The organism is Actinotignum sanguinis (genome assembly GCF_003957255.1).
Classification (GTDB): domain Bacteria; phylum Actinomycetota; class Actinomycetes; order Actinomycetales; family Actinomycetaceae; genus Actinotignum; species Actinotignum sanguinis.
Map to the genome: position 1 here is coordinate 45,334 of NZ_QDIE01000002.1, position 12,886 is coordinate 58,219.

The 12,886-nt window shown below is 62.4% G+C and carries 13 protein-coding genes; 3 read left to right on the top strand and 10 right to left on the bottom strand.

Going from position 1 to position 12,886, the window contains the following annotated elements; all coding sequences use genetic code 11:
- Nucleotides 1-35 precede the first annotated feature (35 nt).
- Nucleotides 36-1,382, bottom strand: a complete 1,347-nt coding sequence (gene dusB, locus DDD64_RS00850) for a tRNA dihydrouridine synthase DusB (RefSeq protein WP_126134599.1) — start codon at nucleotides 1,380-1,382, stop codon at nucleotides 36-38.
- A 197-nt stretch (nucleotides 1,383-1,579) separates the two neighbouring features.
- Here dusB and DDD64_RS00855 point away from each other — a divergent pair, with 197 nt between their 5' ends.
- Nucleotides 1,580-1,927, top strand: a complete 348-nt coding sequence (locus tag DDD64_RS00855; RefSeq protein WP_126134600.1) for a PRC-barrel domain-containing protein — start codon at nucleotides 1,580-1,582, stop codon at nucleotides 1,925-1,927.
- 72 nt (nucleotides 1,928-1,999) lie between these two features.
- On the opposite strand, the gene DDD64_RS00860 is transcribed toward DDD64_RS00855, so the two are convergent.
- A complete protein-coding gene (locus tag DDD64_RS00860; protein ID WP_241227321.1) occupies nucleotides 2,000-3,154 on the bottom strand; it encodes a YibE/F family protein in 1,155 nt (384 codons plus the stop codon).
- 86 nt (nucleotides 3,155-3,240) lie between these two features.
- On the opposite strand from DDD64_RS00860, the gene DDD64_RS00865 reads away from it, so the two are divergent.
- Complete coding sequence (locus DDD64_RS00865; RefSeq protein WP_126134601.1) at nucleotides 3,241-4,473, top strand: lipid II:glycine glycyltransferase FemX; 1,233 nt, start codon at nucleotides 3,241-3,243, stop codon at nucleotides 4,471-4,473.
- An 81-nt stretch (nucleotides 4,474-4,554) separates the two neighbouring features.
- Here the strand turns inward: DDD64_RS00865 and murJ are convergent, their stop codons facing one another.
- Nucleotides 4,555-6,324 carry a murein biosynthesis integral membrane protein MurJ gene (gene murJ, locus DDD64_RS00870; RefSeq protein WP_126134602.1) on the bottom strand — a complete coding sequence of 590 codons (1,770 nt, stop codon included), beginning with the start codon at nucleotides 6,322-6,324 and terminating at the stop codon, nucleotides 4,555-4,557.
- 15 nt (nucleotides 6,325-6,339) lie between these two features.
- The gene (locus DDD64_RS00875) at nucleotides 6,340-7,572 is read right to left on the bottom strand and encodes a carboxylate--amine ligase (RefSeq protein ID WP_126134603.1); all 1,233 of its coding nucleotides are present in this window, start codon (nucleotides 7,570-7,572) and stop codon (nucleotides 6,340-6,342) included.
- 99 nt (nucleotides 7,573-7,671) lie between these two features.
- Between DDD64_RS00875 and DDD64_RS00880 the strand changes: the two genes are divergently transcribed.
- Complete coding sequence (locus tag DDD64_RS00880; protein WP_126134604.1) at nucleotides 7,672-7,908, top strand: RNA-binding S4 domain-containing protein; 237 nt, start codon at nucleotides 7,672-7,674, stop codon at nucleotides 7,906-7,908.
- Here DDD64_RS00880 and DDD64_RS00885 read toward each other — a convergent pair.
- Genes DDD64_RS00885 through DDD64_RS00910 form a run of 6 tightly spaced genes read right to left on the bottom strand, consistent with a single transcriptional unit; the run spans nucleotide 7,905 to nucleotide 12,882 of the window.
- Entirely contained in the window at nucleotides 7,905-9,302 is a 1,398-nt protein-coding gene (locus DDD64_RS00885; RefSeq protein WP_126134605.1) for a glycine--tRNA ligase, read from the bottom strand. The two genes, DDD64_RS00880 and DDD64_RS00885, sit on opposite strands and share 4 nt — an antisense overlap.
- Before the next feature lie 45 nt (nucleotides 9,303-9,347).
- On the bottom strand, nucleotides 9,348-9,872 hold the full coding sequence (locus tag DDD64_RS00890; RefSeq protein ID WP_126134606.1) for a VTT domain-containing protein: 525 nt from the start codon (nucleotides 9,870-9,872) through the stop codon (nucleotides 9,348-9,350).
- 2 nt (nucleotides 9,873-9,874) lie between these two features.
- Nucleotides 9,875-10,324 carry a Fur family transcriptional regulator gene (locus tag DDD64_RS00895; protein ID WP_126134607.1) on the bottom strand — a complete coding sequence of 150 codons (450 nt, stop codon included), beginning with the start codon at nucleotides 10,322-10,324 and terminating at the stop codon, nucleotides 9,875-9,877.
- Entirely contained in the window at nucleotides 10,311-11,171 is an 861-nt protein-coding gene (locus DDD64_RS00900; RefSeq protein ID WP_126134608.1) for a metal ABC transporter permease, read from the bottom strand. Before DDD64_RS00900 ends, DDD64_RS00895 begins: the two co-directional genes overlap by 14 nt.
- Complete coding sequence (locus DDD64_RS00905) at nucleotides 11,168-11,917, bottom strand: metal ABC transporter ATP-binding protein (RefSeq protein WP_126134609.1); 750 nt, start codon at nucleotides 11,915-11,917, stop codon at nucleotides 11,168-11,170. Before DDD64_RS00905 ends, DDD64_RS00900 begins: the two co-directional genes overlap by 4 nt.
- The gene (locus DDD64_RS00910; protein ID WP_241227322.1) at nucleotides 11,908-12,882 is read right to left on the bottom strand and encodes a metal ABC transporter substrate-binding protein; all 975 of its coding nucleotides are present in this window, start codon (nucleotides 12,880-12,882) and stop codon (nucleotides 11,908-11,910) included. The genes DDD64_RS00905 and DDD64_RS00910 overlap by 10 nt, the downstream gene beginning before the upstream one ends.
- Nucleotides 12,883-12,886: the final 4 nt, after the last annotated feature.

The following is a 12,886-nucleotide window of genomic DNA, read 5'->3' on the forward strand; positions in this document are numbered from 1 at the left end:
ACCGTAGCACACGCAGTCACCGCACCGTAGCCGGTTTAGCCGCCGGAAATATCGAGTTCGGCTTCGTGGATTCGGGCGGCTTGTTCCGGGGTTAATTCGCGTGAATCAAGCCAGCCTTCGGGCAGATGCGGGCGCTTCTCCCCTCCGGCGCGCCCGCGTTTTCCTTCCGCTGCGGGCGGATAGGGCTGGTCGAGGTCCAGGCCCTGGAGGCGCTCGTGCAGTTCCTCCAGGGTGGAGACCAGGCCGAGCGCATGGCGCGTTTCCCCGCCCACCGCGAAACCCTTGAGGTACCAGGTGATGTGCTTGCGCAGTTCTCGCATCGCCTTATTTTCGCTCCCAAAATGCTCCACCGAGAGGCGGGCGTGGCGCTCAATAATCGCTGCGACTTCCCGCAGAGAGGGGCGGCGCTGCGCCGTGGCCCCGTGCATGAGTGCGGCCAAATCGTAGAAAATCCAGGGGCGCCCCTGGCAGCCGCGTCCGACTGCCACCCCGGCGCATCCGGTATGGGCGCGCAGCGCGGCGGCATCTGCGGCGTCGAAAACATCACCGTTACCGAAAACAGGCAGCTCCGTAGAGTCCACCAGCTCGGCAATATAATCCCAATTCGCGTGGCCCGCGTAGTGCTGAGCGGTGGTGCGGGCGTGCAAGGTGAGCCCGGCGACCCCGTAGTCTTCCGAGATACGGGCCACATCCCGGAACGTTTCATGGGCGGCGTCAATCCCCACCCGGAATTTCACCGTGATAGGCACGGCGTGATCGCGCCCGCGGTTCGCGAGGTTAGCTGCTTCGGTGGCCTGGCGCACCAGGTCCTCATACAAATCCAGTTTCCACGGAAGTGCCGAACCCCCGCCCTTGCGGGTAACTTTTGGGGCCGGACAGCCGAAGTTAATATCGATATGGTCCGCGCGGTTTTCATCAATGAGGAGCCGCACCGCCGCGGCTACCACCTTGGGTTCCACCCCGTAGAGCTGGATGGAACGCACCGGATCTCTCGGATCGGGCTGGATCATAGTCATGGTTTCCGGGGTACGTTCCAGCAACGCGCGGGAAGTGATCATTTCGCATACCCACAGTCCGGCCGGGGCGTAGCAGCCGGACGCATGAGATTCCGAGGCTTGCCCCTCCCCCGTGGTCTTGGCCTGGTTCGTATCCGGGCACACGGCGTGGTTGGTATCCGCCCCCGCAACGTGGCTGGTATCTGGACGCGCGACTTCGGGAACATTTCCCGCGCCCGTTGCGCACCGGATTCCCGCTTCGGCTTCTTCACGGCACAGCTGGCGGAAAGGAGGGTTGGTCACCCCGGCCATTGGCGCGAGCATCACCGGCGTGGCCAAAGTCAGATCGCCCAGCCGGATCGCCGGCCATGCGGCGTTATCCCCCATGTGTTTCCCTTCTTCCCGTCCTGCATCATGGATGAGGGTACCGCACAGCCAGGAGCCAGAGTTATTCCGTGAGCTAAACACCCCACTATATGACCTGCATCACGGTAACCTGAAGGTGTGTCACCACTACCCGTGCATGGCTAGCTTCGGCAAGCTCACGTAGCTTCTACATTTTCTACCAGAAAGGCACAGCGCATATGGCTGACAACAGCACCGTCCAAGACGTCCTGGATGCCACCGCTTATGACCGCTCCGAGGCGGAAATCGGGCCGGTGCGTGAAGTGTTCCTCGATGACGCCAGCGGGCAACCCACCTTCGCCCTCATTGGGAGGGGATTATTCAATCTTCGCTCCGCCCTGGTTCCGCTGCGCGGTTCGCGCCTGGTGGAGGGCAAGCTCATCCTCGCGGTTTCCGCAGAAGCGGTGGCCAGCGCTCCGGCCTGGTCAGTGGAGGACGGCCTCACCGAGGACCAACAGCAACGCATTTACGAACATTTCACCCTCACCGATATTGCCGACGGCAACGAGCACGCTATCGACGCTTAACCACCGGATCTCCAAGGGGAATCCGCTCCTCAACGTTTCTCCCGCTGCTTGGTTGCACCGTGGAGCCACAAACTAGGCGTTCACCCGATCCCGCCCGGGGGCCACGGGGGCGAGAAGCGCGGCTACCGCCGTCGTCAAAGGAATCGCCAGCACCAAGCCAACGGAAGCGGCCAAGGTGCGGGTGATCTCCTCCGCGATCTGCTCCACCTGCATGAGGTCAAGGAAAGACCGCTGGTAAATCGAGGCGAGAATCAGAAGGGGCAGCGAAGCTCCCACGTAGGCGAAAGCCAGCGTATAAACGGTTGAGGCGATATGGTCGCGGCCTATGGCCATTCCGCGGCGGATGAGGCGGCGGCGCGGTGTGCTCGGCGATTCGGCATGCAGCTCCCAAATGGTGGAAACCTGGGTAATGGTGACGTCATTGAGGGCACCCAGCCCGGCCAGAATAATCCCCGCCAGCAGCAGCGTACGCATATTAATACCGCCCAGGCTCCAGGAGAGCATTGCGGTTTGTTCCCCGCCCGTGCCACTGAGATTCTGGGCACCCACCGCCCACACCGCGACCGCCGTGGTAATAAGAACCCCGAGGAAAGTCCCGATAATCGCGGTGGTCGTACGGATCGAAATGCCGTGAGCCAGATAAATCGACGCGAACATCATCGCTGACGCCCCGGTCAGCACCACCGCGAAAGCATGACCGCCACCGGCCAGCGCCGGGATAATAAAGAACCCGACCACCAGGAGAGACACCCCTAAGCCTGCGAGCGCCGCCAGACCCTTCCAGCGCGCCACCGCCACAATGACTAGCACGTAGAGTCCGGCCAGGAGCGCCAGGGGCACCCCGCGCTCAAAATCAACGAAAATATGGGCCGTACCGGAGGTGACCATGGCAGGATTGAAACGGGCCTCAATAACATCCCCCACGGCCAGCCCGGAAGCCACCACCTCCGCCGGAACATGCACGGGAACGGATACGCCCTCCACTTCCATCTCCACCGGCGTTTGGCCTTGCGCATCCGTTTCCCCCACCGAGGTGATCGGCCCGCTCACCATGCTCACACCCGGCGAATTAAGCGGGATAGAGCCCACCGGGGACTCCCCGCGCGGCCACAGCACGATCAGCGCAATCACGGTAAGAAGGGCGAGTGGCACAACAATAGCGGCGAGCAGGCGCCCAACCTTACGGCGCACCCGCGCCGGTACCTCGATATCTGAATGATGATGCACGCCTTCAGGCTACCGGCCCACCGCCGCGCGTGGAAACCGGTGTTTCTTCCCGGGCTTGCCCCCACCGTCATCATTAGACTGTCTACATGCATTTCACCACGTTGACTGCCGAAGAGTACGCCTCCGCCACCCGCCACAGCTCCCGGCTCTTCCTCGCTCAGCTTCCCGAATACGGCCAGTGGCGCACGGAGCAGGGAGACACCGTTGATTATGTGGGGGTACGCGAGGGCTCCGAGCTGCGCGGCGTCGCCCTTATAACCTACCAGCCGTGGAAAAAGCTTTTCACTCGCGCCATTATTACCAACGGCCCCACCCTGGATTGGGAAGATGCCGAGCTGGTGGATTTCTTTTTCACGGAACTCAAGGGCTACCTCGCCGCGAAGAAACGGGTGATCGCGTTGCGTATCACGCCTAATGTTCCCGCGGCTTTCTACGCAGACACTGACAAAGTGGCGGATTCTGCCCTGGGTACGCGGGTAACTGCGCAGCTGAGCGCGGCCGGCTTCCAGCGCGTCGCGGTGGATCCCAATGACCCGGCCGATATTCATTTTATTTATACGAAGGATATTGCTGGAAAGAGCTTCGAGGAGATCGCTGATTCCCTCACGAAAACAATGCGCCGCCAAGTCAAGCACGTGGGGCGCTACGGCGTGGAGGTGCGTACCGGAGGCGTGGAGTTGTGGGAGACTTTCCACCAGCTTTACGAATCCTCGCGCGAGCGCACCGAGATGGCCGAAATCTCGGATTATTCCGCGCACCTGTATACCGCGATGATGGAGAAACTGGGCCCGGAGCGGGCTTTCCTCGCGATTGCCTACGCGCATCCGGCCACCTACCTGGAGGAGATCACCGCGAATATTGCCCGCCTCGATGAGCAGATCGCACAGAATTCCACCGAGCCGCATACTCGCAAAAAGGCGGGAGCGCTCAAGGAGCTCGGTAATCAGCGCGCCTCCCTGGTCAAGCAGGAAACCGAGGCCCGTGATTTAGCGCAGCGTTACGGCACTAGTGTGCCTTTCGCCGGGGTGCTGGCTTTCCGCTGGGGTGACGAACTGGTGCAGCTGCTCCGCGGCTTCAATAAGGATTTCACCACCTATAATCGCGATTACCCGGTGGAATCCACCCTGCTGCGCTGGGCGGCCGCCCACGGTATTTCCACCTATAACACTCTCGGGATTTCCGGGATTTTTGACGAGTCCGCCCCTGATTACCCGGTGCTTGAGTACAAACGCAAACTCAACGGGAACGTGGAGGAATTTATCGGCACTTTCGCCTTGCCGCTGCGCCCGGAGGCCAGGCTCACGGGAGCGCTGCTCTAGGTTTTCCGGCACGGTGCCGCGGCAGCGGTACGACGACGGGGCTGCGCCACCGGCGCAGCCCGGCTAGTTCCCCGCGCGGCCTCATGAACGCCGGCGCAACCGGGCCAGGATCTTCGCCACGGGGCGGAAAAGCACGTCGATTTCTTCCATTTTTGCGAGTTTCATGCCGCCCACGTAGATCAGCACCATGACGCTTCCTCCCACGATGAGGGCCAGGAGTGCCTGCGCCGGGGTCATGGGGCTAAAGACGGGGCCCACCAGGCGGGCCGCCCCGTAGCCGGCCGCGGCCGCCAGCCCGGAAATCGCCAGGAGTTTGAGATGGAAGGATATCAGGGTGGCGCCGTCGACCCCACCCATGCGCGGGGACAGGTGCCACAACATCACGATGACCGCAAAAATATTGGCGAGGGAGCCCACAATACCCACCGCCCACACCACGTGCTGGGGCGGCAGCAGCGCACAGAATACCGTGAGCACGCAGGAGGCGCCCTGGAACGGCAAGCTAATGAGGAAGGCACCGCGGGTGTCCTCAAAGGCGTAGTAAACGCGGTCGAGTACGCTCACCGCACCGATCCCAAAGAGCCCGAGGGCCATGGAAGCCACCACTTTCCCCAGGGTGACCGCCTGCTCCGCGCTCGACGTAATAGCGAAAAGCCGCGAGACGGGAACCGCGAAAACCATGAGACCGATGGCCGCCAGGAACATGATGGTGGAGACGATGCGCAGGGTGCGAGAAACATCGCGGCGCATGCGATCCCTATCTCCATCCGCGGCCGCCCGCGAGATCCGGGTAAAGACAGCGGTGGCAATAGAAACGACGAAAAGCGAGGTGGGTAGGGAGTAGATCGTGTAGGCGGTGTCGTAAGCGAAATTACCCGCGACGTACTCCGAATTCATGCCCATGCGAATGGCCCGGTCAGAGGCCCCGGCGGCGGCATTGGAAATGAGCGCCGTCGGGATGATCGAGGTGACCATCATGAGGAGCATCCACCAGGAAGCCCGGCCGGCCGCCCCCAACCCGGAATTACGCCACCGGAAATCGAAACGGAAATGGATACCCAGGCGGCGCAGCGGCCAGATAAGGATAAGCGCTTGGGCCACGATCCCCAGGGTGGAAATACCACCGAGCCAGCCCACCCGCGAGGCGGTCCACCGCCCGGCTTCCAGAGCGTCCTCCGGGGTGGCCGAACCAAAAATGGCAAGAATGGCGAGCATCCCGAGAACCGCCACCACGTTATTGAGAGCCGGCGCCCACATATAGGGCCCGAAGTTTTCGCGGGCGTTGAGGATCTGCCCGATAACGGTGTACATGCCGTAGAAGAAAATCTGAGGCAGGCACCAGTAGGCCCAGGCCACCGTGAGACGATACCAGTCCTCGGACATGGTGGCCGCCATAACTTTCACCACGGCGGGCGCGGCCAGAGTAATAAGCACCGTCACCGCCCCCAGGCCCACAATCGCCACGGTGAGGAGCTTGTTAATAAAAGCGGCGCCTTCTTTCTCCCCCCGTTTGGTGGCCCGCACGATCGCCGGCACCAGCACCGCATTGACCAGGCCGCCCACAATAATCATGTAGATGAGGTTCGGGAGCTTATTGGCAATCCCGAAAGCATTTCCGGCCGGTGAGGTCAGGCCCACCACCGCGCCGAGGAGAATCGGGGAACGCACCAGGCCGAGGATACGCGAGACGAGCGTGCCGAAGAACATAATGATGGAGGCCCGCGCGGCACTCGCGCTTTTTGCACCGGAACTAGCGGAGGTATCGGGCTCCGCTAGTTCCGGGCGGGCATCGGCACAATCATCGGCCACAAAATGCCGCCCCGTCGGGCGGCGCGGGGGGAAGAAACGCATGCCTTGAGCTTATCCTTAGAATCCAGATTCGGTGGGATGCGGGTAGAAGCGCCGCATTTTCTGCACCGCGCGAATATCGGAAAGCATCCGGAAAATAGCGCGTTTCAGGTGGCGGTCCTTGCTATAGGCAATCGGATTGACCACCGGGCCACGCCGGCGCACTCGCCGCACCTGCGCAGCCAGCTGCGGATCGCGCACATAGTTCCGGCCCGCCAGCCACGCGGGAATAATCGCGAAAATACCGGCGCGGTTAACCCGTTGGAGGGGCGCGGTTTCCCCGGCGATATCCGCCACCAGGGCACGCGCCAGATTCACCCCGCCCACCTTAAGGTAGTAGTGCCCGCGCCCGGCCCGCGGGTTGAGATCCAGCCAGTAGGCCCGGCCGGTGCGCGGATCTATTTTCACGTCCATGGAGAAGAAGCCCCGCAGGCCAACCTCCCGCACGATCCGTTCGGCCCGGTCGGTGAGGAAACCATCCGGATCCGTGAGGATAATCCCAGCATTGCCGATAAGAGAAGGCTCATGCAATCCCAGTAACACCCTCCCCGAGCCAATCGCGCTGAGGTGCCCGCGTGAATCAATATAGCCATTGACAACCCACTGGGTGGTGTCATCCCCCGGAATAAGCTCTTGGGCGATAAGGTCAATACCAACCTGGCGGCCGGCAAGCATGGCAAATTTCGCGCGGGCTGCGGCGGCGTCGTCGAATACCTCCACCTTTTTCAGACCCGTGGCGTACAGCGAGGTGGGGTTATCCGCGCGCGCAGGTTTCACCACAATGGGGAACGGCAGCGCAGCGAGGGCCGCGTCCCAGGTTTCGGGCCGGGATAAATGGACGACGGCGCGCCGCGGAGCCGCCTCCCCCACCTTTTCGTATACCTGCGCCATCGCCTCTTTCGAATTTGCCAGGTCCACGACCTCCGGGGCGGCGAAAGGGAAGAACCAATTCGAGGCCAAACGGTGCCGGTTACGCACAATAACGTCCACGCCCTCGTCAACATTAACGAGGCAGATGAGGGTACGATCCGCAAACTCCGCAGCCAGGGAGTTAAGCAAGGCCACGAATTTTTCTTCGTCCTCCATAATGCGGCGTTCGCAGTACCGCACCGAGAGAATCGAGGAGTTATTAATATGCCCGCGCGGGTATTCGGCAACGACGAGCGAATTCACCCCGTAGGTTTCGTGGAAAAGCCGCGCAAAACTATAGGCTTCCACCTCATTACCGAAGATCACCGGCAGTGCATCCATACGTGTTCTCCCTCCGCGCCCCGCCGCGGGCACGATCATTATGCTAGCAGCGCCGCGCTAAAGTAGAAGCCAGCACTCCGCCCACGTGAAAGGACCGTCATGACCGACACCGCTATCCCCAGCATCGAGGTTCGTTTGCCGATTAAACTCGGCCAGTTCGTGAAATTAGCATCGTTGGCGGCTTCGGGCGCCGAGGCCCGCGAGCTTATCGAAGCGGGCGATATTAGCGTGAACGGTCGGGTAGAAACCCGCCGCGGCAGCGCGCTGGCGGAGGGCGATGTGGTTGCCCTCGCCCAGCCGCGCGGCGCGCTGCGCGTACGAGTGACGAGCCTCTAGCAGCCCACCAGTTTCTGGGCCAGGAAGCCCTCCACCTTCTCTAGCGGGATACGGACCTGCTCCATGGTGTCGCGGTCGCGTACCGTGACCGCCTGATCTTCGAGGGTATCGAAGTCCACGGTCACGCAGTACGGGGTGCCAATTTCATCCTGGCGGCGGTAGCGGCGCCCGACCGCTCCTGCGTCGTCGAAATCAACATTCCACGAGGCCCGCAAGCGCGCGGCAAGATCCGCCGCCAAGGGGGTGAGCTTCTCATTGCGCGAGAGCGGGAGCACCGCGGCCTTGACGGGTGCCAGGCGCGGATCCAAGCGCAGCACGGTGCGCTTATCCACCCCGCCCTTGGTATTGGGCGCCTCATCTTCCACGTAAGCATCCACGAGGAAAGCCATAAGTGAACGGGTCAGCCCGGCGGAGGGCTCAATCACGTAAGGAACATAGCGTTCCCCGCTGGCCTGGTCGAAGTAGGACAGATCCTTACCCGAATGCTTCATATGGGTGGTGAGGTCAAAATCGGTACGGTTGGCGATGCCTTCCAGCTCGCCCCAATCCGATCCCTGGAACCCGAATTTGTATTCGATATCCACGGTGCGCTTAGAGTAATGGGAGAGCTTTTCCTGGGGGTGTTCGTACAGGCGCAGGTGCTCCGGGTTGATCCCCAGGTCCTTGTACCAATCTAGGCGCTGGTCAATCCAGTACTGGTGCCATTCTTCATCCTCCCCGGGCTTGACGAAGAACTCCAGTTCCATCTGCTCAAATTCACGGGTGCGGAAAATGAAGTTTCCGGGGGTGATTTCATTGCGGAAAGACTTGCCGATCTGGCCGATGCCGAACGGCGGCTTCTTGCGCGAGGTAGTTTGTACATTCGCGAAATTGACGAAAATACCCTGGGCGGTTTCCGGGCGCAGGTAGTGCAAGCCGGATTCATCTTCCACCGGGCCGAGGGTGGTTTTCAGCATCATGTTAAAATCGCGCGGCTCGGTCCATTGGCCCTTCACCCCGCAATGCGGGCAGCCCAGCTCCGCGGTGGTAATGGAATCCGGGTCGTCAATATGCTTCTTCGCGGCCTGGGCTTCCTGGAGCTGGTCCATGCGCAGGCGCTTGTGACAGTTGAGGCATTCGATGAGCGGATCGTTGAACACCCCGACGTGCCCGGATGCCACCCACACTTCCCGCGGCAAAATAATGGAGGAGTCAATGCCGACAACGTTATCGCGACTTTGCACCATGTAACGCCACCACTGGCGCTTAATATTTTCTTTCAGCTCGGTTCCCAGCGGGCCGTAATCCCAGGCCGAGCGGGTGCCGCCGTAAATTTCCCCGGCGGGGAACACGAAACCGCGGCGCTTGGCCAAAGAAATAACGTTATCGAGACGGGAGGGAGCAGGCTTAGCCAACGTTGTTCCTTTCTATTGCGCGCATCCGGATGATGCGTGGCCCGTCTAGTCTACCGCCGCGCCCGTTTCCGCGCGGTCCCGGCCGGTGCGGAAAACGAAAAGGAAATATGCGACGACGACGCCCAGCACCACCACTGCTGCTATCCCCCACGGGTTACCGAAAATAGCTGCCCATACCGCTCGCAAGGCGAGCATACCCACCGTGGAGTAGATCGCCGCCCACCCCAGCCAGCCGGGAAGCGCGGCCAAGGTGAAACGCCAGCCGCTCATGCGGGTGAGCCCGGCGCCGATGAGGATGACGGTTTGCACGCCGATGGTGAAGAAGCAGAGAGTGACGAGAGGCCAGCCGCGGCGCGCCACCCGTGCCGAGGCCGCGATAACGCGTTCGTCATGCGCCCAGGCCCAGGCGCGGTGGGCGAGGCGATTGCGCGGTTCACGCTGGCGCGCCACCAGGTAAGCGGCATAGCGGCCCAACCAGAAGGTGGCGCTGGAGCGCAAGGAAACCACGAGGAAAAGAAAAAGATAGACGAAGGCAAAGGAACGCCCGGCCAGGAACGCGAAAGAATCCATGCTCAGCGACCCGCGCTTTCTCCGGTGCGGCTCGTTCCCTGCCCACCCCGCCCGGTTGTTTGCCCGGCGCAATCAGAGCAGACCCCAATGAGTTCAAGGGTGTGGTCCACATCCGAGAAACCGTTGGCGGTGGCAATCGAACGCACCCAATCTTCGGCACCTTCGAGTGCGATTTCCACGGTTTTGCCGCAGCGCCGGCACATGAGGTGGTGGTGGTGTTCTTCGGTTTCACAATAGCGGTAGAGAGTTTCGGTCCCCTCCTGCATGGTATCGAGAATCCCCTCCTCCGCCATGGCCTGCAAGGTGCGATACACGGTGGCGAGCCCGATGCGCCGGCCCTCCCGAGAAAGTTTTTCGTGGAGCTCCTGGGCGGAAACAAATTCTGGGATCGTTTCCACCATCTTCGAAATGGCGATCCGCTGGGCAGTTACCCGCGGTTTAGACGCGTTCATGAACCCTCCTGTGATTGCGCCGTACCAGCGTGGATACCATTGCCACGGCCGCGTACCCGGCAATGAGAATCACCGCGATCATAGCCCCCGGAGAGGCAGAAACATAGCGGGTAATGACCAATCCGACAAGTGCGGCTCCGCATCCGAGCCCCATGGCCAGGCGCTGGGTATGCGCCAGGGAGGAGCACACCAGCTGGGCGGTGGCCACCGGGACGATCATCATGGCCGACACCAGCAGAATACCCACCACCCGCATGGACACCGCGACCGTGAGCGCTGCCGTGACCGCGATGAGGATATTAAAGGCCCGCACCGGCAGTCCCGAGGCACGCGCGAAGTCTTCGTCGTTCGTCACGGAGAAAAGCGGGCCGCGCAGCCCGATACCCACCGCGAGGATAACCACGGTGAGGGCCACGGTGTACCACACGTCCTGCCCCGTGACCGTGGTAACTGAGCCGAAGAGGTAGTAGTTGAGGTTCGCCGTCGTGCCACCCGCAAGAGAAATGAGCAGCACCCCGCAGGCAATACCCCCGTAGAACAAAATCGCGAGCGCGGTATCCCCCGAGGTAATTCCCGCGGACCGCACCCATTCGATAATGAGGGCGCCGAGCACCGCGATAACGAGGGCACCGGGCACCGCGAAACGTTCGGGTTGGCCATGCAACCACGTGCCGGTGAGCCAGCCGAGGGCCACCCCGGTGAGAGCCACGTGCCCGATACCGTCGCCCATGAGGGCCATGCCGCGTTGGACGAGGTAGCTGCCCACCACCGGCGCTGCCAGCCCCACGAGTACCGCTACCAGCAGGGAACGCATCATGAGGGGCGAGGAAAGAATATCTGCGATCATTGCGCCACTCCCCCGTGAACGTAGCCATCTGATACCTGGATATCGCGGTGCACCAGGTGAGCGAGTTCCCCGCGTTCGTGGAGCACCATCACGAGGGTGAGCCCCGCGCCGTGCAGGCGGGTGAGGATATCGGCCAGATCGGCGCGGGCACGGGCATCGATCCCGGCCAGCGGTTCGTCAAGCACCAGTAGATCGGGGCGGCGCACCAGCGCGCGGGCGATCATGACGCGGTGCTGCTGGCCGCCGGAAAAGACCCGTACCGGATCCTGGGCGCGATCCTCCAGTCCCACCGCCGCGAGGGCGTCATAGGCTGCGGCGCGGGCCGCTTTCCCCTTGTCCGCGAAAAGGTGACGCCCGGATAGTAAACCGGAGCGCACAACTTCCAGCGCGGTGGCGGGCAAGTTCCCGGCGTGCACCATCGACTGGGGCACGTAGCCCACCCGGTGCCAGGGCACCTGGCGGGGGCGTGCGGTATCCGCCCCGAAAATTTGCGCGGTTCCGGTGTGGGCAACGACGCCGAGAAGCCCCTTGACGAGGGTGGATTTACCCGAGCCATTGGGCCCGAAGATCCCCACCGATTCCCCGGCCGCTATCTCCAGGTGGGCCGAATGCACGATCTCGCGCCCGCCCAGGGTAATACACAGGTCGCGGGCAAGGAGGGCCGGGGGAAGCGTAGACTGCGCCGGGGCCTGGCCCGCAACGGATATCGCGCCCGTGCCGGGTGCCGGGGACGGACTTACTGGCACTGCAATCCCTCACGCAGGTGGGCGAGGTTGGTATCCATAATGCTCAGGTAACCCGCGCCATCCGGATCGGATTCCGCGGTGCTCAGCGAGGAGAGTTGCGCGCCGGTTTCCGCGGCGATGGCCTCGGCGGTTTTCGCGGGGCTATTTACTTCCGCAAAGATGGTGCGGGTCCCGGTTTCCGCCATAATGCGTTTCACTTCGGAAATATCGAGCGGGGAGGGATCCTGATCCGGGTCAATCCCCGAGATTCCCACCTGGACGAGGTTATAACGGTCCGTGAGGTAACCGAAAGCCGCGTGGGAGGACACCACGGTAGTAGTAGCGCACTGGGCGAGGCCCGTGGAATAGCGCGAATTAAGATCGGCTAGCTCGTTCTTGAGGCGCGCGAAATTCGCCTCGAAATCAGCGCGATGCTCCGGGTCCATGGAGGAAAGCGACGCCGTGATGGCTTCGCCTACGTCCCGCATCCGCACCGGATCAAGCCAAAAATGCGGATCCAGAACGCGCCCGGCTTCGGTGGCTTCATCCCCGTGATTATCGGCTAGACCGCGGTGGTGAACCAGCTTGGCGGCATCGGCCAGATTGACAGCGTTACCACCCCCGATGGTAGAAATCGCCGCATCGAGGGAGGGCTGGAATCCGGCGACGTAGAAGATGACGTCCGTGGCTTCCAGTTCCGCGACCTGCTTCGGGGAGAACTCGTAGTCATGGGGTTCCACATTGGTGGGGGTGGCGGAGGTGACCTCCACGTAATCCCCGCCGATCTGTTCAGCGAGCCACCGGATCGGGGTGAACGATGCCGTCACACCAATGCGCGCGGTATCCGCGCTCGGTGCAGCTGCGGAGCTTGCGGCGCTATCCGCGGGCGAGGTGGAGGATGGCTGGCAGCCGGCCAGCAGCGCGGTGGATCCCAGCAGCGCTGTGCATCCGAGCAGCGCCACCATACGAGTCAAAGTTTTCTTCACCCGG